Source organism: Nocardia sp. KT25-26, from assembly GCF_056627695.1.
Genome location: NZ_CM152813.1, coordinates 4426708 through 4451793, shown reverse-complemented (window position 1 = coordinate 4451793; position 25086 = coordinate 4426708). Strand labels below are relative to the sequence as shown.

Sequence of the window (25086 nt, the reverse complement as noted above, 5' to 3'; positions counted from 1 at the left end):
CCCGGTTTTGACGGAGAACGCAGTACAGTCCGAGCCGATCTTCGCCTCGGTCGATGAGGTGATCGATCGGCTCGCCGCCACCGGATATCTCGCCGACAAGGCCACCGCAACCTCGGTTTTCCTGGCCGACCGCCTGGGTAAGCCGCTGTTGATCGAGGGCCCGGCCGGCGTCGGGAAGACGGAGCTGTCCCGGGCAGTGGCCGAGGTGGCCGGGGCCGAGCTGGTGCGGCTGCAATGCTACGAGGGTGTCGACGAGGCACGGGCGCTCTACGAGTGGAACCATGCGAAGCAGATCCTGCGGATCCAGTCGTCGAGCAACTCCGGCGGCGACTGGGCCGAGACCAAGGCCGATGTGTTCACCGAGGAGTTCCTGCTGTCGCGGCCGTTGCTGACTGCGATCCGCCGAACCGAGCCGACGGTGCTGCTGATCGATGAGACCGACAAGGCCGATATCGAGATCGAGGGGCTGCTGCTCGAGGTGCTCAGCGATTTCGCGGTGACCGTACCGGAACTGGGCACGATCACCGCGACCCGCAAACCGTTCGTGGTGCTCACCTCCAACGCCACCCGGGAACTGTCCGAGGCGCTGAAACGCCGCTGCCTCTACCTGCACCTGGACTTCCCCGACGAGGACCTGGAGCGCCGGATCCTCACCAGCCGGGTGCCGGAGCTGTCCGAAGCGGTTGCGGCGCAACTGGTCCGGATCGTCGGGGTGCTGCGCGGTATGCAGCTCAAGAAACTGCCCTCGGTCGCCGAATCGATCGACTGGGGGCGCACCCTGCTCGCGCTGGGCGCGACCGAACTCGACGACGCCACGGTGCGGGCGACGCTCGGCGTGGTGCTGAAACATCGCAGTGACCAGCAGCGGGCACTGTCCGAGCTGAAGCCGGCCTGAGCCGTGGCGGCGCCGCACGGCCTGCCGGGGCACCTGACCGGATTCGTTGCGGCGTTGCGTGCGCGAGGGGTGCCGGTCGGTCCGGGGGAAACCGTGGACGCCGGCCGGGCGCTCGGCGTGCTGGACCTGCTCGACCGCGAGGCGGTCCGCGAAGGACTGGCCTGTGCCCTGCTGCGCCGCAGTACCCACCGGGCCACCTTCGACGGATTGTTCGACCTGTGGTTCCCGGTCGCCACCGGCGCCCGCACCGGCGCCGAGACCGACCTGCCGCGCACCACGGACGGCCGCATCGATCTTCCGGCCGTGCGGGAACTGCTCGCCGAGCTGCTCACCGATCCGGATGCCGGTGCCGAGATCCCGCGACTGGCCGGTGAACTGGTCGAAGAGCTGGGGCAGTACGGTTCCGCGCAGGGCCCTTCGTATTCGGCGTATCAGACGATGAAGGAGATCGAGCCGGACGCACTGCTGGCGCAGCTGCTGGCCGGCCTGCGGAACCCGGCAGCCGAGGGCGAGTTCGATGCCGAACTGTCCCGGCGGCAGGCCCGCGACCGGCTGGATCGGTTCCGGGCGGCGGTGACCGCGGAGACCAACCGCCGGATGGCCGAACGGCTCGGGCGGGACCGGGTCGCCGGCTACGGCGTCGCCCGCCAGGCCGAGGACGCCGACTTCCTGCGCGCTTCCGAACGCGAGCTGGCCGAACTACGGCGCGGTACCCAGCGGCTCGCCCGCGTGCTGGCGTCCCGGCTGGCGGTCCGCCGGCGGCATGCCCGCCGTGGTGAGATCGATCTACGCAGAACGCTGCGGCGGTCCATGTCCACCGGTGGGGTGCCGATCGACCTTGCCACCCGCAAGGCCCGGCCCGGCCGGCCGGAACTGGTGTTGCTGTGTGACATCTCGGGTTCGGTGGCCGGATTCAGCAGCTTCACCGTGTTGCTGGTCAATGCGCTGCGGGAGCAGTTCTCCCGGGTGCGGGTGTTCGCGTTCGTCGATCGGACCGACGAGGTGACCCGGTTCTTCGATCCGCACACTCAGCTCGACGCCGCGCTGACCCGGATCTTCACCGAATCCGAAGTGATCGACGCCGACGGCCATTCCGACTACGGCGGCGCGCTGACCAGCTTCGCGCAAGGGTATCCCGATGCCGTCACCAGCCGCAGTTCGCTACTGGTGCTCGGCGACGGCCGCACCAACTACCGGGATCCGCAGGTCGGGGTGCTGCGCGAGATGATCGATATCGCCAAACATGCCTACTGGCTCAACCCCGAGTCGAAAACCTATTGGGGGACCGGCGATTCCGCGGCGCCGCAGTATGCCGAGGTGATCGAGATGCACGAATGCCGGACGGCCCGGCAGCTGACCGAGGTGGTGGCCCGCCTGCTACCGGTGTGAGGGCTTTTCAGCCTTCGTTAAGCGACTGAAAGCCGAACGCCGACAAGATCATCGCCATGCTGACGACGGCGCCGCGGGACTGCGGATCGATGTTCTGTGCCGGGTTCGCCGGCCCGCGCGAGCTGCCCGGCCGTTCCGGGTCGACGCCGCTGTTCGTTGCCGCGATGTCGGCGGATCGTCCCGGCCCGGCTGCCCCGGGCGACCGTCGCGCGACCGCGGATCCGGCCGCCGGGCCGAAACCGGCTCCGGGTGGTGTGGTCCCCGGGAACACCCCTCCGGAGCCGTACCGGCCGGCTCCGGAACACCCCGCGGACCGGGTGGGCCGGGGCCGTGCGGTCGCCCGGCGGCTGGCGCGGCTGGCAGCCGCCCGATTGGTGGACGCCCCGGCGGCTGCCGAGGATCAGTTGCGGCGGGCGATGTTCGTGGGCGGTTCCCAGCTGCCCGCCGTGGAGCTGGCACAGTTGCATGCGCAGCTGGTCACCGCGCTGTCGGCGCAGACCGGCCGCGACCGGGACGTCGCTCGGGCCGCCCTGGCCGCCGCGGCGAACTGGGCACCGCTCTCGGCAGCCGATGCGGTCTGCCACCGTGTGGTCGCGGCGCGAGCCTGGCGCCGGGCCGGGGAGCACGCCGCGGCGGTGACAGCTTTCGACGCTGCCCTGTCGGTGGCACCGGTGTCGTACCCGTCTCGGGAGGCCGCGCAGATGCGATACGAGTACGCCGAATCGCTGACCCGAACGGGCCGGTACCGGGAGGCCGCCTGGCAGTACACCGAGGCGGCGCGGCTGGTCGCGAGCCTGCCCGGGCACCAGCGGCAGCGCGCCGATCTGCTGTGGGCGGCTGCCGTGGCGCGCGAATGCAGCGGCCAGATCTCCCGGGCGCTCGGCACCTATCTGCAGGCCGCCACCGTCTGGGGTGAAGCGGGCGCGGTGGTGGAGCGGACCCGCTGCCTGTGTGCCGCCGCCTGGCTGCAGTTGCACGGCGACAGCTCCGGAACGGTCGGATCCTGGCAGGCCACGATGCGGGCGCTGATCGTCGAACTGGAATGGTGTCACCGCAACGATCCGGCCCGGCACACCGCCGCGGCCCTGGCCGGCGCCCGCGGGCAGCTGCACCGGATGCAGGCGCATGCCCGGGCCGTCGCCGATTGATCGACCGGCAGCGCGCGGCGGCCGGACGGTTACCGTTAAGCTCGGATCCCATGCACCAGACAGGTCGGCGGCCCCGCAAACTGGGGGTGATGGGCGGCACCTTCGACCCAATCCACCACGGCCATCTCGTTGCGGCCAGCGAGGTGGCGCATCGTTTCCGACTGGACGAAGTCGTCTTCGTCCCGACCGGTCAGCCCTGGCAGAAGGCCGGGAAGGTGGTCAGCCCGGCCGAGGACCGGTACCTGATGACCGTGATCGCGACGGCATCGAACCCCCGGTTCTCGGTGAGCCGGGCCGATATCGATCGCGGCAAGGTGACCTATACGGTCGACACCCTGCGCGAGATGCGAGCCGCCTATCCGGACGCCGAGCTGTACTTCATCACCGGTGCGGACGCATTGGCCAACATCCTGACATGGCAGGATTGGACGGAGCTGTTCGACCTGGCGAAGTTCGTCGGGGTGAGCCGGCCGGGATACGAGCTGAACACCGACCATCTCGCCGAACATCTGCGGGACCTGCCCGCCGATGCGGTGACGATGATCGAGATCCCCGCCTTGGCCATCTCGTCGAGCGAATGCCGGCGCCGCGCCGCCGAGGACCGGCCGGTGTGGTACCTCGTCCCCGACGGCGTGGTGCAGTACATATCGAAGCGGGACCTGTACGTGCCCGCGGTAACGGAAGGTAGCTGAGCTTGAGCCAGGCCGGGAAGGACCGTGTATGAGCGCGTCCACCGAATCAGTGCAGATGGCCGAGATCGCCGCGCGGGCCGCCGACGAGAAGCTGGCCACGGATGTCGTGGTGCTCGACGTCTCGGAGCAGCTGGTGATCACCGACTGCTTCGTGATCGCCTCGGCGCCGAACGAACGCCAGGTCAACGCCATTGTCGACAATGTCGAGGAGAAGCTGCGCGCCGCCGGGCACAAGCCGGTGCGCCGGGAGGGCACCCGGGAGGGCCGCTGGGCGCTACTGGACTACGTCGACATCGTCGTGCACATCCAGCACAACGACGAGCGTGATTTCTACGGCCTGGAGCGGCTCTGGAAGGACTGCCCGGCCATTGCGGTGGAAGGTATCGCCGCGCCGGATACGTCGCGGGCTGCCGAGGAACCCGTCGAGGGCGTCGAGTGAGCAAATACGCCCACGTGCGTAACCTGATCCTGCTGCGGCACGGCCAGACGGAGTGGAACGCTGCCGACCGGATGCAGGGGCAGGTCGACACCGATCTCACCGACCTCGGCCGGCGTCAGGCCAAGGAGGCCGCCCGCGAGCTGGTCTCCCGTAACGCCATCGCCATCCATTCGTCGGATCTGCGGCGGGCTGCCGACACCGCGCAGGCACTCAGCGAGCTCAGCGATCTCCCGGTGGTCACCGACCGCCGGTTGCGTGAGACCCACCTCGGCGACTGGGAGGGACTGACCCATATCGAGGTCGACGCCGACTACCCGGGTGCCCGGGTGGCCTGGCGGCTGGACGCGACCTACTCGCCGCCGGGCGGGGAGAGCAAGCTCCAGGTCGGCGCCCGGTCGTTGCCGGTGGTGCGGGAACTGTACGAGACCCGGCAGGACTGGCCCGGCCGAACTATCATCCTGGTGGCGCACGGTGGGTTGATCGCCGCCCTGACGGCTGCCCTACTGGATCTGCCGCCCGGTAACTGGCCGGCCCTCGGTGGGCTGGCCAATGCCAGCTGGGTGCAGCTGTCCAGCCACGGCCCGGATATCGATCGGCCCGGCTGGCGCCTCGATGTGTGGAACGCGGCGGCGAAGGTGGCACCCGATGTCCTCTGAAGAGCCCATCCCGGCTCCGGCCGAGTCGGTACCGGACGAGCCGCCCGCCGGACCGGCGGATGGCCGGTCGGTGCCCGATGAGCTCTTCGCCCAGGCGAGCGGCCGGTCCGGCCGGTCCCTGCCGGACACCCTGTTGACCGGTCCGGCCGGTGGCGACGACCCGGCGCCGCGTGATGCGGATGCCGATCGGCCGGTACTGCTTGTGATCGCCGATTCGCTGGCCTACTTCGGCCCACAGGGCGGTCTGCCGGCCGACGATCCGCGTATCTGGCCCAATCTGGTTGCTGCCGAACTCGACTGGGATGTCGAACTGGTCGCCCGGATCGGCTGGACCTGCCGGGACGCCTACTGGGCGCTGATCGGTGATCCACGGATCTGGGCCGCCGTGCCGCGGGCCGGTGCCGTCGTCTTCGCCGTCGGTGGGATGGACAGCCTGCCGTCGCCGTTGCCGACCGCCCTTCGCGAAACGATCCGCTATCTTCGTCCGCCCGGGCTGCGGCGCCGCGTGCGGGCGACCTACAACTGGCTGCAGCCGCGGCTGGCGAAGCTCGGCCGGCCGGTGGCCCTGCCACCCGGTATCAGTGTCGACTACCTGGAACAGTCCCGCACTGCGCTGAACCAGTTGTGCCCCGATCTGCCCATGGTAGGTGTCCTGCCGTCGGTCCACGACTGTGCCGCCTACGGCCGGGTGCACACCGGGCGGGAACCGGCGGTCGCGGCCCTGCGTGAATGGTCCGGGCGCACCGGGGTGCCGCTGGTCGACCTGGGGGAGGCGGTCCGCGACGACATCCACTCCGGCGAGGCCAACCCGGACGGCATCCACTGGGGCTGGGCCGGTCACCGGGCGGTGGCGACCGCCATGGCGAAGACGCTGCAGGAAGTCCGGTAATCGCGTGGCGGTCGTCGTGGTCACCGACTCGTCGGCCAGCCTGCCGGCCGAACTCGCCGCGGAGCTGGACATCGCCGTGGTGCCGCTGCACGTGTTGGTCGGTGACCGGGCCGTCCGGGAGGGCGTCGACCCGATCGAGATCGACTACGGCGCCGATACCGTGACCACCTCGGCCGCATCTCCTGGTGAGTTGCGGGCCGCGTACGAGGCGGCGCTGGAACGCAGCGACGGGGACGGTGTGGTTGCGGTGCACATCTCCCGGCAGTTGTCGGCCACCTGGGAGGCCGGAAGGCAGGCGGTGCGTGATATGGACGCCGCCGACCGGGTGCGCCTGGTGGATTCACTGGGCGCCGGACTCGCCACCGGATTGCCGGTGTTGTCCGCCGCCCGGCGGGCCCGCGACGGTGCCGAACTCGATGTGGTCTACGACTCCGCCGTCGCCGCCGCCGGCCGCGCCCGGACCTTCATCCTGGTGAACCGCACCGAACAGTTGCGGCGTGGTGGCCGGTTGAGCAGCGCCGCCGCCTTCTTCGGCAGTGAGCTGGTGAGCAAACCGCTGCTGCAGATCGTCGAGGGCCGGTTGGAGCTGCGGGAGAAGGTCCGCACCAGATCCAAGGCGTATGCGAAGCTGGTGGCGGCCGCGGTGGATGCGGCCGGTGAGGACGGTGCGGCGCTGGCGGTGCAGCACCTGGACGCTCACGACGCCGCTGAAACCGTTGCCGCACAACTGACCGACCTGATTCCGGGGATCCGTGAACTGCATGTCGCCGAGTTCGGCCCGACCTTGGGTGTCCACCTCGGCGCCGGTGCGCTGGGCATTCTGGTGGTGCCCGGCGGTTGTGGCTGATCCGGTCGCCGAAACCGGCGGGCAGTGCTGGTCGCCGCAGCAGCAAATGCCCCCGACCCCGACAGCTCACGAAGGCCGGTTCGATCTCCTCCGTGCCGGACCGGGGGCCGAGTCGGCGGCCGGAGGCTCGTCGACATCGGTTGCGAACTCGGACACGCACGAGCCGACCGGTACCTGCGCGAATCGCCCGGCGCCGGTGCGCTCTACGATGCTCCCGTGACCGGATACGACGATTTCGACGGCTACGACCACCTGGACACATCCGCCCTGCCGTCGCGGCAACTGCGGATCCTGGAGGTGATCCGGGATCGGGCGGTCGCCGACGGGTATGCACCGAGTACCCGGGAGATCGCCGACGCGGTACGGCTGGCGCCATCCACGGTGTCTCGGCACCTGAAAACGTTGGAGGAGCGAGGTTTTCTGCGGCGAGGAGCCGGGGTGGCCCGACCGGTCGACGTGCGCTTGTTCCTGCGCACGGCTGCGCCGGCGATGGCGACGGATGCTGCGGTCACCGTTCCGGTCGTCGGCGATATCGCGGCCGGCACCCCGATTCTCGCCGAGGAGCATGCCGACGACCAGCTCGTGCTGCCCCGTGAACTGGTCGGGCGTGGCACCGTGTTCGGATTGCGGGTACGCGGCGACTCGATGGTCGACGCCGCGATCTGTGATGGTGACTTGGTCGTCGTGCGCTGGCAGCACGAGGCACACAACGGGGACATCGTCGCGGCGATGATCGGTGACGAGGCCACCGTCAAGGTGTATCGGCGGCGCAACGGCCATGTGCTGCTAGAGCCGCGTAATCCGGCGTATCCGGTGCTCGACGGTGACGAAGCGGTGGTGCTCGGCAAAGTGGTTTCGGTGATGCGCCGAGTCTGAGGGGCAGAGTTGTCCACAATGTGGAGGTAGTCCACAGGGCGGTTGTTCTGCCTGGTCGGGCCGGATCCGATGCGGCCGGTGCGCAATAGCGTCACCGGCATGGCAGCACATCAACAGCATCAGCGCCTGCGCCGGCGGCTCGCGGGCGACACCCTCGAACTCGAAGAAGAAGCCGCTCGTCCATCCGGCGGCCGATGGGATGCCGACCATCTCGATCCCGCCGGCGAGCGAGGCCCCGGACCGGTCTCGGCGGCAACCGCCGGGCCCGTCGGCGCACCCGCATGGCTTGATACCGGTCCGCGCCCCGGGTTCTGGGATCGGCTGCTGCCGAACAGATTCCGGGGTGCCCGGCTGGATCCCGGCCGCCGTGGTGCGCTCGTCCTCGGTGTACTCGGTCTGTTGGCAGTGCTGGTCACCACCGGTCTGGTGCTCCGGGACCGGCCGGTGGCCGAGGCGGTGCCACCGCTCCCGGCGCTCCGCACCGAGGGGCCGGGTCCGATGCGTGCCGTACCGGCGTCGGCCGGGGACCCGACGGCCGGACCTACGCCCCCGCACCATGTCACCGGTTCCCCGGATCCGGCCGAAATCGTCGTGAGTGTGGTGGGTTTGGTCGACCACACCGGCCTGCAGCGGCTGCCGTCCGGATCCCGAGTCGCCGATGCCGTGGCCGCGGCCGGCGCTCGGCCCGACGCCGACCTCACCGGAATCAACCTGGCCCAGCGATTGGCCGACGGCGATCAGGTGGTGGTGGGTGCCGCCGCGCCGGAATCGAACGGACCCGAACTGGGCAGCGTCACCATCCGGGCGTTGGACCGTCTGCCGACCGGTCCGGTGACCGAGAGCACCATGCCGCGCGTCGACCTCAACTCGGCCAGTGCCGCCGAACTGGACGAACTGCCGGGCGTCGGCCCGGTCACCGCGAACTCGATCATCAGCTGGCGGACCGCCAACGGGCGCTTCACCGATATCGCCCAGCTCACTGAAGTCGACGGAATCGGCCCCGCCCGGCTGGCCCGGCTGCGAGATCTGGTGACGTTGTGAACGCTCCGTTCCCGGGCAATGCCGGTACCGGCGCGGCAGGCCCGGTGCTTCGGGTACGTGAGCGGGCGGACCGGAAGTGATCGGGCAGTGCACGGGTATCGCACCTTCGGTTGGATCCAGGACGCCGAACGGGATACTCGCGCTGTGCGAGCACCGAACTCGGTTGCCCGGTCGAGAGCTCGGTGCTGGGTGGTGAGGGGCGGTGAACAGAGCGCGAAATATGGTGCGGCAGGGGCGACACACCTCCCAGGTCGGTCTCGGGGACGCTGCCGGGCGCCCTGTGGCTGCTGGGTTCAGCGCGGATACGGCAGGTGGCGGAATCGACTCCGACATCGAGACTCTGGATCTGCGCCTCGTACCGGCCGCCGCGGGGTGCTGGGCGGCAACGATCGTTGCCATCACGCTCGGCTGGGTGGCCGGACTGGTACTGGCCACCGTCGCCGTCCTGACCGCTCTCTTGCTGTGGGCGGCGTTGCTGTGGCGCATGGCGCATCGGCATGAGCGCCGTCGGGTGCTGGTCATCGCGCTGGTGACCACATTGCTGGTGATCGCCGGGTTCGCGGCAGCGGCAGCCTGGCGGGAGCAGCGGGTAGCGGACCATCCGCTCCGGGCCTGCGCCGGTCGGACGGTGTTGTTCCAGGCCGTGGTCGCCGATGATCCGAAGCCGATGCGGAGTAAGGGGTTCGACGGATCGAAGCGTTGGATCGTCCGGGCGGCGGTGCACGAATTCGAGGTCGACGGCAGGACGATTCGTGGGCGTGCCGCCGTGACGATCCTCGCTGCGGGGTCGCAATGGGCACAGGTGTTGCCCGGGTTGCCCATCCGGTTCCGGGCCGAGGTGCTCGAGCCCTACCGCGCCGATCTCACCGTGGCGACCTTGGCGGCCGCGGGACCGCCGACCGCGACCGGCTCGCTGCCCTGGTGGCAGTCCGGTGCCGCGGCGGTCCGCGAGCGGCTGGCCGTCGCAGCCCAGCAGGCGGTAGCGCCGGAACCGGCCGGGCTCCTACCGGCGCTGGTCCTCGGCGATACATCGAACCTGTCCGACGCCGTGCGAGATGACTTCGACGCTGCCGGGCTGGCCCATCTGACCGTGGTCTCCGGTGCCAATTTCACGCTGCTGCTGACCGTTGTGCTGGGCCTGATGCGAGTACTCACTGCCGGCCCTCGACTCACTGCGGCCGTCGCAATGCTGGTCATCGTGTCGTTCGTGGTGATCGCCCGACCCGACCCGGCAGTCCTGCGGGCGGCGGCGATGGGGTCGGTGACGGTACTCGCCTTGTTGTCCGGGCGCCGTAAGGAGGCGATGCCCGCCCTGTGCGGGTCGGTACTCGGTCTGCTGCTCGTCTTCCCGGCGCTGGCGGTACAGGCGGGCTTCGCACTGTCGGTGCTGGCGACCGGTGCGCTGATCCTCATCGCACCGAGCTGGGCCGACTGGCTGCGGGCCCGGGGCTGGTGGCGACTGCCCGCCGAGCTGGTGGCCGTGGCCGCCGCGGCTTTCGTTGTCACGCTGCCGATCACAGTCGCACTGTCCGGACAGGTCAGCATCGTCGCAATAGCCGCGAACGTACTGGTGGCACCGGCGGTGGGGCCCGTCACCGTCTCGGGTGCCCTGGCAGCAGTGCTGGCCTGGGCCTGGTTCGGCGGCGCGGTGCTGGTCGTACAGGTGGCCGGTATTCCGCTGTGGTGGCTCATCACTGTGGCCGACCGTGCGGCGGCACTACCCGGCGCCACGATATCGGTCGGCGCCGGCGCCGCCACGGGCATGGTGGCCGCCGCGGTTGTGGTGGCCACCATCGTCGCGCTGCGCTTCCGGATGCTGCGTCGCGCACTTCTCGTCGCAGTACTGGGCGCGGCGGCCGTGTTCGTACCGGTCCGATGCTGGTTTCCCGGCTGGCCGCCACCGGGCTGGATTCTCGCCATGTGCGATGTAGGCCAGGGAGACGGCCTGGTACTCGCCGCCGGCCGGCATCGTGGCGTGGTCATCGACACCGGCCCCGACCCCGCCTCGATCCGCCGATGCCTGGACCGGCTGCAGATCGACGAGGTGCCCCTCGTCCTGCTCACCCATCCGCACGCAGACCACACCGGCGGCCTCGCGGGCGTGCTGGACGGCCGGACCGTCCGGGCGGTGGCAACAGGGCCGGGGGAGATACCGGCCGCGCGGCCTGCAAACGCGGAAGGCAGCGCTGGTCGTTCGGCCGAAGACTACGACACCGCGACTTCGCAACTGGACCCGGCTGCGGTTCGGATCATTCGAAGTGCACGGCTACCCGTCCTGGAACTACACGACGGACACGAGGTGCCGATCGGCCCGCTGCGCCTGCAGGTACTCGCCCCGGAACCCGGAGTCGGTCCCGCCACCTCGGCCAACGATCGTTCCCTGGTGGTCATGGTGCACACACCGATCGGCCGAATCCTGCTCACCGGCGACATCGAGGCCGAAGCCCAGCTCGGCCTGCAACGCACCCACCGGATCCGTGCCGACATCCTGAAGGTTCCGCATCACGGCTCGAACACCACCACCCCGGAATTCCTCGCGTCCGTCCGTCCCCGCCTGGCCTTGATCAGCGCTGGGAAGAACAACCGCCACGGCCACCCGCACCCGGCGACGCTGCGCGCGCTGCAGACCGTCGGCTCCTGCACCGTCCGGACCGACCAGGTGGGCGATCTCGTACTGACCGGCCCGGACCTGCGTATCGTTGCCGGATGAGCCATCCGAGTCGCTCGTGGTCGCTGATCGGTGGGTTACCTGCGACAGGCCGGCATCCGGAGGGAATCAGGTGAGGAGCTCCTGCGCGTGGTTGACTTCGGGAGTCATCTTCAGCCACTTGATCAGTTGCTCGGTGTCGGTGCATTCCAGGATTCGGTTCCGAATCTCGGGGGTGGCTGGGATTCCGCGTGCTTCGAGGACGGTAAGGATCGACGTTGCCTCCCCCTTGACGACACCTCGCGCTAGCCCTCGCTCCTCACCTTCGGCGATGTACTTCCGTGCGAAGTCGCTACGAAACTCGTAGTTGCGGATACCAGTTGACATGAAGTCCTCCCATTCGGGGCGGCGCAGAAGGCATGTAGAGAAGCTATCAATCGACCGCATCGGATAACGAATCGATTACGGAGCGTTGGTTCGGACGCGCCGCGGCTCGCGCACGCGGCCTATCCAAGGGATGAATCGGACCCGGAACCAGATCTGGGGAGCGTCGGGCGTCCTCGCCGAACTCGATGATCTCGGCGTGCGGATCGCCGAGCGTGCTCGCGCGCAGCACGGGCGCTGATCGCTCGCTCCCGGCCGACCGGACTGTCGGCCGCGGATCGTAGGATCGCCTCGTGACGGAACGAGCTGCGGCGGTACATCTGGTACTCGGTGACGAGGAGCTGCTGATGCAGCGCGCGGTGTCTCGGGTCACCGGACTGGTGCGGAAGTCGGCGCCGGATCCGGAGGGGGTGCCGGTGGATCGGTTGCGGGCAGGGGACGCGAGCACTGCGGAGCTGGCCGAGCTGTTGAGTCCGTCGCTGTTCGCGGAGGATCGGGTGATCGTGCTGGAGTCGGCCGCCGAGGCGGGCAAGGACGCGGTGGCGGTGATCACCGAGGCCGCCGGGGATCCGCCACCGGGGGTGGTGCTGATCGTGCTGCACTCGGGTGGCGGCCGGGCGAAGGCGCTGGTGCCGGCGTTGCAGAAGGCCGGTGCCGAGGTGCACGACTGTGCGAAGCTCAGCAAACCGGCGCAGCGGGTGGAGTTCGTGCGCCGGGAGTTCCGGTCCGCCGGGGCGAAGGTCTCCGCGGAGGTGGTGCAGCTGCTGCTGGATGCGGTCGGCTCGGAGCTGCGTGAACTCGCGGCGGCCTGCTCCCAGCTGGTCGCCGACACCGGCGGCAAGGTCGATGCCGACGCGGTGCGGCGCTACTACTCCGGCCGCGCCGAAGTGACCGGCTTCGATGTGGCGGAGCTGGCAGTGGGCGGCGACCGGCCGGCGGCAATGGAGGCATTGCGCTGGGCGACCGACCGGGGTGTGCCGCATGTCCTGCTGGCCGACGCGCTCGCCGACTCGGTGCACACCATCGCCCGGGTGGGTTCGGCCGGGCGCGGTGATCCGTTCAAGCTCGCCCAGCAGCTCGGCATGCCGCCCTGGAAGGTGAAGAAGGCGCAGGCACAGGCCCGGGGCTGGACCCCGGCCACGATCGGCACCGCACTGCAGGTTGTCGCAACTTTGAATGCCGACGTCAAGGGCGGTGCCGCCGACACCACCTATGCCCTGGAATACGCGCTGACCCGAATCCTGGAGCTTCGCGCGGCGGCTTGACCGGCGGGGTGGGCCGGACATGGAGCCCGGTCCGGCCCACGCGAACTCAGTCGCCGACGGTCAGCAGTTCCTCGTCGGTCTCGTCGTAGCGGCCGTCCCACTCCTCGTGCATCGGCACCTCGTCCTCGCGGGTGACCACCCACGCGAGGGAGTAGCCGCCCTCCTCGTCGGGCAGCATCACATTCTCGATCTTGATCCCGATCCCCAGCACCTCGGCGGCGCGGACGACCTCGGCCAGGTCTTCACCGCGGACAACCGTCTGATTCGCATACACCGTCACCATGGCGGGAATGGTATCCGCTGGACCCGGCCCGTGGGGAACGGCACCCGGATGGACACGACAAAGCCGCCGTGGTCGTCGAGGCCACGGCGGCTGCTCCGCTGAAGTGCGGGAAGGCTCAGAGCTTGTTCAGCGCGAGCGCCAGCGCCGACTTCTTGTTGGCGGCCTGGTTGGCGTGGATGACGCCCTTGGAGGCCGCCTTGTCCAGCTTGCGGCTGACGAAACGCAGGCGCTCGGTGGCGGCCTCCTTGTCGCCGGTCGCGAGGGCCTCACGGAAGCTCCGGGTCGCGGTGCGCAGCGCGGACTTGACCGACTGGTTGCGCTGCCGCGCCGCCTCGTTGGTACGGATCCGCTTCATCTGGGACTTGATGTTGGCCACGCCTGTATCCTCTGGTTCCTGTTCGCTGAATGGTCGGCGCCGATCGAGTTCGATCGGCAGAGTTCGCGAGGCGCGTGCGTGCCCGAACAATGGCGGCTACCGCACTGGGTAGGGGTAACGCTGCGCCGAAGGTCGAGACTACCAGCACGACGGCGTGCGAACGAAATCGGCTACCCCTGCCGCCCGGATTCCTGGGTGGCATACGCCGCCGATCCGCCCGCGAGGGCGGAGTACTCCTCGACGTACCCGGCGATATCGCTGTCCGATTCGAGTGGCGACATCCCGCCCTTGGTGTAGGCGGACGCACCGGCCGCCACTCCGGTGTGCACCTTGGGTAGCGCGTACGGATGGTTGGCGCCGATCCAGGCGAGCAGTTCCTCCCGGACCGCGCACCGCAGCGTCCACACATCGTCGGAATTGGCCGCCGACATCGCGGCCCGCACCACGATGGTGGTGGGGGTGCTGTCGATCACCAGCAGGCTCCAGCTGCGGCCGTCCCAGTCGTCGCGTTCCTGCAGGAACCGGTGCAGATGCTCGCGCACCGCGGGAACCGGCGTGCTGTGGTCGAGGTGCAGCGAGACGGTGCCGGTCAGCTGGGCACTGCCCTTGGACCAGTTCTCGTACGGCTTGCTGTTGAAATACGACACCGGCATGGTCAGCCGGCGATCGTCCCAGACCCGGACGGTCAGGTAGGTGAGGGTGATCTCCTCGATGGTGCCCAGTTCGCCCTCGACCACGACGGTGTCGCCGATCTTGACGGTGTCGCCGAAGGCGATCTGCAGGCCCGCGAGGACGTTCCCGATCATCGACTGTGCCGCGACACCGGCGATGATGCCGAGCACACCGGCCGAGGCCAGCATCGAGGTGCCGAGCGTGCGCAGGTCCGGGAACAGCAGCAGCATCGCCGTCCCGGTGGCGATCACCACCAGCACCGAGGTCACGATGCGCCGGACCAGCGTGAGCTGGGTGCGGAACTGCCGGACCCGGGCGATATCGCGGGTGCGGGTGGCATAGCGGTCGATCATGTTCTCGGCCACCGCGCCGGCGGTGCGGATGGCCAGCCAGGCCGCCGCGACCACCGCAACCGAACCGAGAACGTTGCGGAACAGGAATTCCTGCCGTGGGTCGGACACCGCCAGCGGGACCGTGCAGTAGACCGCCGCGGCGGCGAGGAACATCTGCAGCGGCAGCCGGACCCGGCGGACCACGCCGGGCAGCCGGGTGGCCGGTTTCCGTGCCGCCCGGTATGCCAGTGCCCGATCGATCGACCAGCCGATGCCGACCGCGACGATCACGGTGACGGCGAAGACGATGGCGATTCTGATCAGCTCGGTCATGGGTGAAACGAACTCCTAGCCCCTGTGCGGGTGTCGTGCTGTGGGTGCGGTGTGCACCGGTGCGTGGCGTCAGTGCCACCCGAACTCGGCGCACAGCCGATGGGCCACTCGGTCGAAGGTTCTGCGGGCGACGATCGCGCCTTCCCGGCGGATTCCGTCCTCGGGTACGTCGAGCACCCGATCCAGGCGGACCCAGCTGTCCCGGCCCTGATTGTCCCAGGGCCCCGCCCCGATTCCGATCCAGTTGTGGTCGTACGCCCGATCCGGGTTCGACGACAGCATCAAACCGAGCAGGGTACGCCGCTCGCGGCCGACGACCAGTACCGGGCGGTCCTTGCCGTTGGCGGGGTCCTCCTCGAACGGTACCCAGGTCCAGACGATCTCGCCCGGATCGGCCCGTCCGTCCAACTGCGGGCAGTAGACGATCCGGCGGGCGCGATGGGAGCTGGGCAGCGGGGTGGAGGCGGTCGGGCGGACCGCGACGGCGGGAGCGTTGCGGGAACCGATCGCGCCGACCAGCTTTTCGATCAGGCGCGGCCCCTGCTTGCGGACGATTTTGGGACCCTGCTCCTTCGCGATCACGCCGAGTTGCTTGCCGAGAGAGTTCCAACTGCTGGCCATTCCTGGAATATAACGGCGGGTAGCCCGTGGGGGCACCACGTCGGGGTGTGGATCCGGTCCATGGGACGATGGGGAGCACCGTGCCGAGACGCCATCGAGGAGTGGAGTGGCTGCCAGTTTCGCCGACAAGACGTTCACCGATCCCGAGCGGATCCGGAACTTCTGCATCATCGCCCACATCGACCACGGCAAGTCGACGCTGGCCGATCGGATGCTGCAGCTCACCGGAGTGGTCGAGGAGCGGGCCATGCGCGCCCAGTACCTCGACCGGATGGATATCGAGCGGGAACGCGGTATCACCATCAAGGCGCAGAACGTCCGGTTGCCGTGGACCCCGCAGGCCGGCCCGGACGCCGGCACGCCGTTCGTCCTGCATCTGATCGATACGCCCGGTCACGTCGACTTCACCTACGAGGTGTCCCGGGCGCTCGAGGCCTGTGAGGGCGCGATCCTGCTGGTCGACGCCGCCCAGGGGATCGAGGCGCAGACGCTGGCGAATCTGTATCTGGCCCTGGACAAGGATCTGACGATCATCCCGGTGCTGAACAAGATCGACCTGCCTGCCGCGGACCCGGACCGCTACGCCGCCGAACTGGCACACATCGTCGGCTGCGAGCCGGAGGACGTGCTGCGGGTGTCCGGGAAGACCGGCGCCGGTGTCCCGGAGCTGCTCGACGAGGTCGTCCGGCAGGTGGCACCCCCGGTCGGCGACGCCGACGCCCCGGCGCGCGCGATGATCTTCGACTCGGTCTACGACACCTACCGGGGCGTGGTGACCTATGTCCGGGTGGTGGACGGCAAGCTCACGCCGCGCGAGAAGATCAAGATGATGTCCACCGGTGCCACCCACGAGCTGCTGGAAATCGGCATCGTCTCGCCGGAACCCAAGCCCACCGAGGGGCTCGGCGTCGGTGAGGTGGGTTATCTGATCACCGGTGTGAAGGATGTGCGCCAGTCGAAGGTCGGTGACACGGTGACCGCGGCGCGCCGCGGCGCCACCGAACCGCTGACCGGCTATCGCGAACCCCAGCCGATGGTCTACTCGGGCCTGTATCCGGTCGACGGTTCGGACTATCCGGTGCTGCGTGATGCGCTGGACAAACTGCAGCTCAACGATGCCGCCCTGACCTACGAGCCGGAGACCTCGGTGGCCCTGGGCTTCGGCTTCCGGTGCGGGTTCCTGGGACTGCTGCACATGGAGATCACCCGCGAGCGCCTGCAGCGCGAATTCGGCCTGTCGCTGATCTCCACCGCGCCCAACGTGGTGTATCGGGTGGTCCTGGAGGACGGCAGCGAGCATGTCGTCACCAATCCCTCGTTCTGGCCGGAGGGCAAGCTCCGCAAGGTCTTCGAACCGGTGGTCAAGTGCACCATCATCGCGCCGAGCGAGTTCATCGGCGCGATCATGGAGCTGTGCCAGTCCCGGCGCGGTGAGCTGGGCGGGATGGACTACCTGTCCGAGTCCCGGGTCGAGATGCGGTACACGCTGCCGATGGCGGAGATCATCTTCGACTTCTTCGATTCGCTGAAATCGCGGACCCGTGGCTACGCCAGCCTCGACTACGAGGAGGCGGGCGAGCAGGAGGCCGCGCTGGTCAAGGTGGATATCCTGCTGCAGGGCGAGGCGGTCGACGCCTTCAGCGCGATCGTGCACCGCGATGCCGCCCAGGCCTACGGCCACAAGATGACCACCAAACTGCGCGAACTGATTCCGCGGCAGCAGTTCGAGGTGCCGATCCAGGCGGCCATCGGGTCGAAGATCATCGCCCGCGAGAACATCCGGGCGATCCGCAAGGACGTGCTGGCCAAGTGCTACGGCGGTGACATCAGCCGGAAGCGCAAGCTGCTGGAGAAGCAGAAGGAAGGCAAGAAGCGGATGAAGACGATCGGCCGGGTGGATGTGCCGCAGGAGGCGTTCGTGGCCGCGTTGTCCTCCGATGCCGGCGGCGACAAGCCGAAGGACAAGAAGTAGCTGCAATCTGTCTCTCTCCCAAGGCGTTCGGGCCGTAACAAGATCGCGTGGCGAAACGACACCTGGGTAGGAACAATGGTGTTCGTGCGATGTGATCAGCTGCTGTCCCGCCGTTCGGCCCGGTCGACCTGCCGGGTTGCGGGCCGTTCCGACGTGACAGCGCCGAGGCTCGGCCCTAGTCTTGTGGCGATCTTCACGCGGTCGGCGTGGTGAGGATGCTCGGCGTACGGCCCGGAGAGTGGAGCTCGAATGAAGCGTGACGAGGCTATCGACGAAGGCAACGCGGCGCCGCCCGACCGGGATACCGCGTACCGGGTGGCCAACGGTGTCGCCCGGGTGGCCCGAGCAGGTGCCTACGTCTCCGGTGGGGCGCTGGTGGCGGCGGCCGGGGAGGCCGCTCCGCGGCCCGGGACCGGTCAGGACGACAGCCGATACGCGGGGTGGGCACAGCCGAGCGTCGATCCGGAACCGGATGTGCCGAGCCCGGTACTGGTGTTTCCCGACCTGCCCGATGCGCCGGCGTCCGCGGTCTCGGATGCCGAATCCACCGCGGTCCTGCCGCCCTTCGACTTCGGCCGACCGGATGCCGACCGAGCCGGGGTCCCGGGCCGGGACTCCGACGACGGGCCCCGGATCCCGGGTGCCGACGATGACTGGGAGCCGCGAATCCCGGGTACCGACGATGACTGGGAGCCGCGGATTCCGGGTAGCGGGGACGATTGGAGCCCGCAGATTCCCGGATCCGACGATCGGGACCCGCAGATCCCGGGCACCGATCCGGAGTCCGGCCCGGGAATTCCCGGCGCCGACGACGGCTGGGGTGCACAGATCCCGGGCCTGGACGACGGCTGGGGATCCCGGATCCCGGGGCTGGACAACGGATGGGGCGACCGGATCCCCGGATTGGACGACTGGAAGCCGCAGATTCCGGGCCTGGTCGGGTCGCCGCAGGAAGGCGAGGGCGACGACCCGCCACCGGGTGACGAAGACAGCCGGTGGTCCGACGTGCCGGGGCTCGATCCCAGCGACAATCCGTTTGCAGGACCCGGATCACAGGGTTTCGGCCTGCCCGGTCACGGACACGGTTTCGGCGCACAGAGCGTGGCCGGTCCGGTCGCGCCCGGTTCCAGTGTGGTCGCCGGCCCCGGTGCGCCCGGAGGAGGAACCGACGGTGACCCGTTCGCCGGTATCGGTGACCTGGGCGCGATGGTGACCACCGAATGGGAGGTCGAAGCGCACGCCGGTCCGGACGGATTCTGGTTCACCTCGGAGCTGACCGTGGATGTGCAGGCCGGGCAGGTCGGTGACCAGATCGACGACTATTCGCAGTGGTTGGGCGACCGGATCGAATCGTCCGCTACCGAGATGGCCGGCGGATTCGACCCCGCGGCCGGCGCTACCGCAGCGGATCCGACGGGCGAGGGACCGGCGGGTAGCGATGCTGCGGGGCCGCTCGCCGCCGTGGACACCCCGGCCGGGGTCGACAGCCCGAACGGCCCGACGGGCGACAATCCGTTTTCCGGTGGCGACGGCGCCGGTCCGGCCGCGGTGAATGCGCCGTCGGCGGGTGCTGGAGAATCCGCCGACGCTCAGGCGCCGGGTGGGCCGGCCGCTGCCGGAGCGACGGCGGCAGGCGGCGCCCCGGATGCGGGCGATCCGGCCCCGGGTGGGCAGGCACCTGCCGGGAACATTCCGGTGGCCGGCTCCACGGGGGCGGGCACGCACGCTTCCGGTGGGACGGCATCGTCCGCGGCCACCGGATCCCCGACGGCGGGGCTGCCGGGTTCTGCCGTCTCGGCACCCGGTCCGATCGCTCCTGCCGCGACTCCGGCGCCGGTTCCGGCCGCATCCGCGGCTGCTCCCGCTCCGGTCCTCGCGCCTGCCCCGGCTCCCGCTCCGGCCCCGGTGCCTGCCCCGGCTCCCGCTCCGGCGCCGGCTGCGGCCGTCCCTTCCGCGGTGGTGAGTACACCGCTGCAGACCACCATCCAGCCGGAAGCCGCGACGCGGCCGGTCGCCGATGTCTTCGGCGACCCGAGCGGGCCGTCACCGCTCACGGCGCCCGCCGCCGCGATCCCGGATCTGTTCACGCCGCCGGTGGTCCCGGTCGACGTGCCCACGGTTCCGGACCCGACGGCACCGGCGCTGCCGGATTCGCCGGGGAACGGTTCGACCGGGGTCCCGGATCCGGCACAGGTGACGCCACCCACCAGTCTTCCCGACATCACACTCCCGGGCGAAACCCCGACGCTGCCGACCGTGCCGACACTGCCGACCGGGCCGGGGACCGGGACACCCGGCACGAGCGACCCGACGACCGGAACCCCCGGCACGGGTGTGCCGGGTACGGATGTCCCGGGCACGGGCACGCCCGGTACGGGTACGCCGGGCACGGATGCTCCGGGCACGGGGAACCCCGGCACCGGTACGCCGGGTACAGATACCCCGGGCACGGGCACGCCCGGTACGGGTACTCCGGGGACCGGTGCCCCTGGTGCCGAGACGCCGGGTACCGGAAACCCCGGCACCGAAAACCCCGGCACGGGAACCCCGGGGACCGGATCCCCGGATACCGGGACCGCGCCCACCGTCGATCCCGGAACGCCGGGTGCCGAAGTGCCCGACTCGGGTCTGCCCGATACCGGCATGCCGGAACAGCCCGCGCCGACGGTGGACGTTCCGGCACCGACCCCTGCGCCGACGCAGGCGCCCGTGCCGACACAGGCGCCGCTGCCCACCCAGGCGCCGATGCCGACCCAGGCACCTGCGCCCACGGTCGAGCTGCCGCCGGCGATGCCGACCGCCACGCTGCCGGCGCCGACTCCCGCCGTGCCGCCGCCCGCGGCGCAACCGATCGCGGCCGACTCGGGGACCGCGTCGGGTTCCGGGTATGGTTTTTCGACCGGCCTGTTCGACCACGGGCTGCAGACCGGACCGGCCGCGCCGGCCGATGCGGCCCAGCCGGATGGCGGGGTGGGTTTCGGGCTGATCTGAATCGGGCGCTGCGGCCGTCGGGTGTGGCCGCCCGGATCGAGGCCGGAGCAGATCGCCGACAGTCGACAGATGAGGAGCGGAGTTGTCAGCCGCAGCCGGCCCCCGGGCCGCCACGGTCAAGCACCCGGAAGCGATGGCCCCGGTCGTCGCCGTCGTCGACGAACTGCGGGAAATGACCCGATCGGTGGGGCGTGACGATCTGGACGGACGCCTCGGGATGGTGCGTGCCCGGGTCACCGACCCGCGAGTGCGCCTGGCGGTGGTCGGCGAGCCCGGCGCCGGAATGAGCACCCTCGTCAACGCCCTGGTGGGCACGCCGGTGAGTGCCACCGGTGGCAAGCCGAGTGTTCCGGTGATCGTGGAGTTCGGTCCGTCGCCGACTGCCACCCTGGTGCGAACCGGCACATCCGGTGTCGAACGGCAGCAGGTGGATCCCCGGGACCCCGGACCGGCGCTGTCCGCGCGCAGCGTGATCCGGGCCGAATTCCGAGAACCGAGCCCGCTGCTGGCCGACGGCCTGGTGGTGATGGACGCGCCCGGTGCGCTGGCCCACGATTCACCGGCCTGGTCGATGATCGCCGCGGCCGATGCGGTGCTCTACGTGACCGGTGCCGAAACCGAGCTGACCGCCGCCCAGCTCGACTACCTGCATCGGGTGCGCCGGGTATGCCCCGCAGTGATCTGTGTCCTGAGCAAGATCGATGCGAATCCGCACTGGGCGGTGATGCAGCAGCGCAACCGCGAATTGCTGGACTCGGCCGGGCTCGGGATCGCCGTGGCCCCGGTCTCGGCGGTCCGGCATCAGCAGGCCGAGCAATCCGGCGACCCGCGCCGGGCCGCAGGGTCCGGGGTGCCGCAGCTGATCGAGCATCTGCGGGAAGCCGTGGTGGCCCGCGCCGATGCGGTGGCGGTGGCCGCTGCCGCCCGCGATGCCGGATCGGTGGCCGATCAGCTGGCCACCGTGTTCGGTGCCGAGGCCGATACGTTGCGTGACCCCCGGCTCCGCGCCGAGATCACCCAGCGTCTGGCCGCGGCCCGCGCCGAAGCCGAGGAACTGCGGCAGCGCAGTGCCGCCTGGCAGGTGGTGCTCGCCGACGGCAGTACCGAGCTGATGGCCGATATCGAGCACGACCTGCGGCATCGGATGCGCCGCCTGGTGCGCGATGCCGAGGCGGAGATCGGCGCGGTCGACCCGGCGCGCAGCTGGTCCGATTTCGGAACCGAACTGGATTCCCGGATCTGCGAGGCCGTCGAGGAGAACTTCGTGATGGCCCACTATCGGGCGGTGCAGCTGTCCGAGGAGGTCTCGGCCACCTTCCCGCCCGGTGAGCGCACACCCCCGCAACCGGAACTGCGGCTCGCCGATCCGGCCGAGGTGCTGGAACCGGTGCAGGCGCTGGAACCCCTCGACAGCGCCAAGGCCGGGGTCACCCAGCAGGTCCTGTCCGGTCTGCGCGGCTCCTACGGCGGCATCCTGATGGTCGGCCTGGCCACCAGCCTGCTCGGCATGTCCCTGGTCAACTGGTATTCCGCCGGTGCGGGCGTGCTGCTGGGCATCAACGCCATCTGGGACGATCGCCGCAGCCGGAAGCAGCGCCGGCAGGCGGAGGCCAAGGTGGCGGTGGCCCGCTTGGCCGACGATGTGATCTTCCAGGTGGGTAAGGAATCCCGGAACCGCCTGCGGGCCATGCAGCGTACTCTGCGCGATCACTACACCGAGATCGCGACGGAGGTGCAGCGCACCGCCGACGAGGCGATCCGCGCCGCAGAAGAGACCGACCTGCAGTTCGGCGCCCGCCGCACCGACCGTCTCGCTGAACTGGAGAACGGCCTGCAACGCGTCCGCGCCCTCCGCGCCCGTGCGCTCGAACTCGCCGATACTTCCCCGAGCTGACCGTGTCGAAGTCCTCGTTCCTGAATATCGACGTCGAGGTCACGGCCGCCGGAGATCTCACGGCGTTGTCGGCGTCGCTCGGTGCCGAGGTCTTCGTGCTGTACTCGGGTCCCGACGCCACCGGCCGGAATCTGCTGACCTTCGAGACGTCGTCCGGGCCGGACGATGAGCCGGAACGGGTGGCGCAGGCGCTGTGTTCGGTCGTCGAACGACTGCCCGGTCCGGCCCGCGCGGTATGGGACGGCGCAGCGGATCGAGTGTTCGACCTCGGCTACGAGATCGGGCCCCGAGGCGGGTCCGGCCTACCCGCGCTGAGGCCGACTACGCTGCGCCGCATCGCCGACCTCGGCGCCCGGCTGGCCGTATCGATCTATCCGCATGATCCGGAGTCTCATCCCTGCTGACCGCTCTGCCGGTGGGCGGGCTGGAAGTGCCCGCTGCCGTGCGCTTCCTCGGCCCGGATCACGTGGGTGACGGCGTTGATCAGCGCGAGGTGGGTGAACGCCTGGGGGAAGTTGCCGAGGTGCCGGCCGGTGTGCGGATCTATCTCTTCGGCATAGAGGCGCAACGGGCTGGCGTATCCGAGCAGGCGTTGGCACAGTCCGGTCGCGCGATCCAGTTCGCCGATCTCCACCAGTGCCGAGACCAGCCAGAACGAGCAGATGGTGAAGGTGCCCTCCTCGCCGGCGAGACCGTCGTCGGTGGTGTCGGTACGGTACCGCAGCACCAGCCCGTTGACGGTGAGGCGGTCGGCGATCGCCAGGACGGTTGCCCGGATCCGCTCGTCCTCCGGCGGCAGAAACCGGGTCAGTACGGCCAGTAGCGCGGAAGCGTCCAGGGTGTCGCCGCCGTAGGCCTGGGTGAACACACCCTCGTCGTTCACGCCGTGCGCCAGGACGTCGGCCCGGATCTCCTCGGCGATCTCGAACCAGCCTGCGGCCTTCTCGAGCTGGCCGTGCATCTCGGCCAGCCGGGCACCCCGATCGAGCGCAACCCAGCACATCACCTTGGACGAGGTGAAGTGTTGGGGCTCGCCGCGCACCTCCCAGATGCCGCGGTCGGGCCGGCGCCAGTTGTCGATCGCTGCCTGCACGGTCCGTTCCAGCATCGGCCACAGCGATTCCGGGATCTGCCGGCGGGACTTCACGTGCAGGTACACCGCATCCAGCATGGTGCCCCAGATGTCGTGCTGATCCTGGTTGTAGGCGGCGTTGCCGACCCGCACCGGCTGCGCACCGTCGTAGCCGTGCAGGTCGGGCAGTTCCGACTCGCTGATCACCCGTTCGCCGCCGATTCCGTACAGCACCTGCAGTGGTACGGAGTCGCCGTTGTCGCCGGTGGTGGCATCGTGCAGGAAGGCGAAGAAGTCGTCGGCCTCGCGGTCCAGTCCCAGGGTGTACAGGCCCCACAGGGCGAAGCTGGCGTCGCGTACCCAGGTGTAGCGGTAATCCCAATTACGTTCGCCGCCGGGGGTTTCCGGCAGGGACGTGGTTGCGGCAGCGAGCAGTGCCCCGGTCGGGGCGTAGGTGAGGCCCTTCAATGTCAGCGCGCTGCGCTGCAGATAGCTGCGCCACGGGTGGTCCGGGAAGTCTCCGAGCGTGATCCAGCGCCGCCAGCATTCGGCCGTCAGCCACATCTTCTCCGCGGCCTCTGGGTACGTGCGCGGTGCCGGCAGCTCCGACCAGGTCAGCGCGACGAAGACCTCGTCCCCCTCGGACATTCGGGTGCGAGCCCGCGCCTCCCGGTCCTCCAGTCCGAGCCGCAGGTTGGTGGTCAGCACGAGGGTCGGGCCGTCCCCGGGCGAATCGGCGCGCACCGCGGTCGCCTCCTCGTACACCTTGCCGGTGTACTCCCAGCGGGTGCCGGCCCGGTGGTAATCGAAGGATGGTTCACAGCTCAGTTCCAGCTCGACGGTGCCGCTGACACAGCGCACCGTGCGCAGCAGCATATGCTCGGCATCCCAGTCCATCGGTGTACGCCGGTGGGTGCGGGACCGCTGGTCGTTGTTGTGCCAGGGGCCGAGCACCAGGGCGTCGCGCACGATCAGCCAGCCGGTTTCGGTCTGCCAGGTGGTCTCCAGGATCATGCCGCCGGGCAGGTATCGGCGTGCGGCCGGCACCCGGCGACCGTACGGGCCGATCCGGAAGTGCCCGGCGCCCCGGTCGAGCATCGCCCCGAACACGCTCGGCGAATCGGGCCGCGGTACACACATCCATTCCACCGCCCCGCTCGCCGAGATCAGGCAGCCGGTTTCGCAGTCGGAGAGGAAGGCGTAGTCGCCGATCGGGGGATAACTCCCGCCGTGCCGGCCGGAGTGCAGGTTCGCAGCGTGCAGATGATCTCGGTGCGCCATACCTCATGATCACGGGTACGGCAGCGTCACGTCCAGGCACCGCGCGGTGCCGGATACCGGTGACCCGTGGCCGGAGCCCGGCTGCCGGCCC

The 25086-nt window shown here is 69.9% G+C and carries 22 protein-coding genes; 16 read left to right on the top strand and 6 right to left on the bottom strand.

Annotation, left to right across the window (positions count from 1 at the left end; translation table 11 throughout):
- Positions 1-7 precede the first annotated feature (7 nt).
- From AC1HFH_RS20155 to AC1HFH_RS20105, 11 genes are all read left to right on the top strand, one after another.
- Positions 8-895, top strand: a complete 888-nt coding sequence (locus AC1HFH_RS20155; RefSeq protein WP_480244348.1) for an AAA family ATPase — start codon at positions 8-10, stop codon at positions 893-895.
- A gap of 3 nt (positions 896-898) precedes the next feature.
- The gene (locus AC1HFH_RS20150; RefSeq protein WP_480244347.1) at positions 899-2284 is read left to right on the top strand and encodes a vWA domain-containing protein; all 1386 of its coding nucleotides are present in this window, start codon (positions 899-901) and stop codon (positions 2282-2284) included.
- Between the two features lie 56 nt (positions 2285-2340).
- Positions 2341-3432, top strand: a complete 1092-nt coding sequence (locus tag AC1HFH_RS20145; RefSeq protein ID WP_480244346.1) for a hypothetical protein — start codon at positions 2341-2343, stop codon at positions 3430-3432.
- A 50-nt stretch (positions 3433-3482) separates the two neighbouring features.
- Positions 3483-4124 carry a nicotinate-nucleotide adenylyltransferase gene (gene nadD / locus AC1HFH_RS20140; protein ID WP_480244345.1) on the top strand — a complete coding sequence of 214 codons (642 nt, stop codon included), beginning with the start codon at positions 3483-3485 and terminating at the stop codon, positions 4122-4124.
- A 28-nt stretch (positions 4125-4152) separates the two neighbouring features.
- Positions 4153-4563, top strand: a complete 411-nt coding sequence (gene rsfS / locus AC1HFH_RS20135; RefSeq protein WP_480244344.1) for a ribosome silencing factor — start codon at positions 4153-4155, stop codon at positions 4561-4563.
- Positions 4560-5219 carry a histidine phosphatase family protein gene (locus tag AC1HFH_RS20130; RefSeq protein ID WP_480244343.1) on the top strand — a complete coding sequence of 220 codons (660 nt, stop codon included), beginning with the start codon at positions 4560-4562 and terminating at the stop codon, positions 5217-5219. Before rsfS ends, AC1HFH_RS20130 begins: the two co-directional genes overlap by 4 nt.
- On the top strand, positions 5209-6108 hold the full coding sequence (octT, locus tag AC1HFH_RS20125; RefSeq protein ID WP_480244342.1) for a diglucosylglycerate octanoyltransferase: 900 nt from the start codon (positions 5209-5211) through the stop codon (positions 6106-6108). The genes AC1HFH_RS20130 and octT overlap by 11 nt, the downstream gene beginning before the upstream one ends.
- Before the next feature lie 4 nt (positions 6109-6112).
- The gene (locus AC1HFH_RS20120; protein WP_480244341.1) at positions 6113-6955 is read left to right on the top strand and encodes a DegV family protein; all 843 of its coding nucleotides are present in this window, start codon (positions 6113-6115) and stop codon (positions 6953-6955) included.
- Positions 6956-7171: 216 nt separating this feature from the next.
- Complete coding sequence (gene lexA / locus AC1HFH_RS20115) at positions 7172-7831, top strand: transcriptional repressor LexA (protein WP_480244340.1); 660 nt, start codon at positions 7172-7174, stop codon at positions 7829-7831.
- A 99-nt stretch (positions 7832-7930) separates the two neighbouring features.
- Complete coding sequence (locus AC1HFH_RS20110; protein ID WP_480244339.1) at positions 7931-8872, top strand: ComEA family DNA-binding protein; 942 nt, start codon at positions 7931-7933, stop codon at positions 8870-8872.
- Positions 8873-9152: 280 nt separating this feature from the next.
- Positions 9153-11582: a DNA internalization-related competence protein ComEC/Rec2 gene (locus tag AC1HFH_RS20105; RefSeq protein WP_480244338.1), complete on the top strand. Its 2430-nt coding sequence runs from the start codon at positions 9153-9155 to the stop codon at positions 11580-11582.
- A gap of 66 nt (positions 11583-11648) precedes the next feature.
- Here the strand turns inward: AC1HFH_RS20105 and AC1HFH_RS20100 are convergent, their stop codons facing one another.
- The gene (locus AC1HFH_RS20100) at positions 11649-11906 is read right to left on the bottom strand and encodes a hypothetical protein (RefSeq protein ID WP_480244337.1); all 258 of its coding nucleotides are present in this window, start codon (positions 11904-11906) and stop codon (positions 11649-11651) included.
- Between the two features lie 290 nt (positions 11907-12196).
- On the opposite strand from AC1HFH_RS20100, the gene holA reads away from it, so the two are divergent.
- On the top strand, positions 12197-13168 hold the full coding sequence (gene holA / locus AC1HFH_RS20095; protein WP_480244336.1) for a DNA polymerase III subunit delta: 972 nt from the start codon (positions 12197-12199) through the stop codon (positions 13166-13168).
- A 46-nt stretch (positions 13169-13214) separates the two neighbouring features.
- On the opposite strand, the gene AC1HFH_RS20090 is transcribed toward holA, so the two are convergent.
- The 4 genes from AC1HFH_RS20090 to AC1HFH_RS20075 form a co-directional block, all read right to left on the bottom strand.
- The gene (locus AC1HFH_RS20090) at positions 13215-13451 is read right to left on the bottom strand and encodes a hypothetical protein (protein ID WP_480244335.1); all 237 of its coding nucleotides are present in this window, start codon (positions 13449-13451) and stop codon (positions 13215-13217) included.
- 115 nt (positions 13452-13566) lie between these two features.
- On the bottom strand, positions 13567-13827 hold the full coding sequence (gene rpsT, locus AC1HFH_RS20085; protein WP_480244334.1) for a 30S ribosomal protein S20: 261 nt from the start codon (positions 13825-13827) through the stop codon (positions 13567-13569).
- A 170-nt stretch (positions 13828-13997) separates the two neighbouring features.
- Positions 13998-15164 carry a mechanosensitive ion channel family protein gene (locus AC1HFH_RS20080; RefSeq protein WP_480244333.1) on the bottom strand — a complete coding sequence of 389 codons (1167 nt, stop codon included), beginning with the start codon at positions 15162-15164 and terminating at the stop codon, positions 13998-14000.
- A gap of 69 nt (positions 15165-15233) precedes the next feature.
- Entirely contained in the window at positions 15234-15785 is a 552-nt protein-coding gene (locus tag AC1HFH_RS20075) for a type II toxin-antitoxin system PemK/MazF family toxin (protein ID WP_480244332.1), read from the bottom strand.
- A 106-nt stretch (positions 15786-15891) separates the two neighbouring features.
- On the opposite strand from AC1HFH_RS20075, the gene lepA reads away from it, so the two are divergent.
- From lepA to AC1HFH_RS20055, 4 genes are all read left to right on the top strand, one after another.
- A complete protein-coding gene (gene lepA, locus AC1HFH_RS20070) occupies positions 15892-17757 on the top strand; it encodes a translation elongation factor 4 (protein WP_480244331.1) in 1866 nt (621 codons plus the stop codon).
- A gap of 249 nt (positions 17758-18006) precedes the next feature.
- On the top strand, positions 18007-20748 hold the full coding sequence (locus AC1HFH_RS20065; protein WP_480244330.1) for a hypothetical protein: 2742 nt from the start codon (positions 18007-18009) through the stop codon (positions 20746-20748).
- A gap of 82 nt (positions 20749-20830) precedes the next feature.
- Positions 20831-22642 (top strand): P-loop NTPase family protein, encoded by a 1812-nt coding sequence (locus tag AC1HFH_RS20060; RefSeq protein WP_480244329.1) that lies wholly within the window; start codon positions 20831-20833, stop codon positions 22640-22642.
- Between the two features lie 2 nt (positions 22643-22644).
- Positions 22645-23046: a hypothetical protein gene (locus AC1HFH_RS20055; protein ID WP_480244328.1), complete on the top strand. Its 402-nt coding sequence runs from the start codon at positions 22645-22647 to the stop codon at positions 23044-23046.
- On the opposite strand, the gene AC1HFH_RS20050 is transcribed toward AC1HFH_RS20055, so the two are convergent.
- Positions 23034-24995 (bottom strand): glycoside hydrolase family 15 protein, encoded by a 1962-nt coding sequence (locus tag AC1HFH_RS20050; RefSeq protein ID WP_480244327.1) that lies wholly within the window; start codon positions 24993-24995, stop codon positions 23034-23036. The genes AC1HFH_RS20055 and AC1HFH_RS20050 overlap by 13 nt on opposite strands.
- Positions 24996-25086 lie beyond the last annotated feature (91 nt).

Bases quoted from the DNA above. Each gene is read 5' to 3' on its own strand.
- AC1HFH_RS20145 (WP_480244346.1), top strand. From the start codon at position 2,341: ATGCTGACGACGGCGCCGCGGGACTGCGGATCGATGTTCTGTGCCGGG.
- nadD (WP_480244345.1), top strand. From the start codon at position 3,483: ATGCACCAGACAGGTCGGCGGCCCCGCAAACTGGGGGTGATGGGCGGC.
- rsfS (WP_480244344.1), top strand. From the start codon at position 4,153: ATGAGCGCGTCCACCGAATCAGTGCAGATGGCCGAGATCGCCGCGCGG.
- octT (WP_480244342.1), top strand. From the start codon at position 5,209: ATGTCCTCTGAAGAGCCCATCCCGGCTCCGGCCGAGTCGGTACCGGAC.
- AC1HFH_RS20110 (WP_480244339.1), top strand. From the start codon at position 7,931: ATGGCAGCACATCAACAGCATCAGCGCCTGCGCCGGCGGCTCGCGGGC.
- AC1HFH_RS20100 (WP_480244337.1), bottom strand. From the start codon at position 11,906: ATGTCAACTGGTATCCGCAACTACGAGTTTCGTAGCGACTTCGCACGG.
- AC1HFH_RS20090 (WP_480244335.1), bottom strand. From the start codon at position 13,451: ATGGTGACGGTGTATGCGAATCAGACGGTTGTCCGCGGTGAAGACCTG.
- AC1HFH_RS20080 (WP_480244333.1), bottom strand. From the start codon at position 15,164: ATGACCGAGCTGATCAGAATCGCCATCGTCTTCGCCGTCACCGTGATC.
- AC1HFH_RS20075 (WP_480244332.1), bottom strand. From the start codon at position 15,785: ATGGCCAGCAGTTGGAACTCTCTCGGCAAGCAACTCGGCGTGATCGCG.
- AC1HFH_RS20065 (WP_480244330.1), top strand. From the start codon at position 18,007: ATGAAGCGTGACGAGGCTATCGACGAAGGCAACGCGGCGCCGCCCGAC.
- AC1HFH_RS20050 (WP_480244327.1), bottom strand. From the start codon at position 24,995: ATGGCGCACCGAGATCATCTGCACGCTGCGAACCTGCACTCCGGCCGG.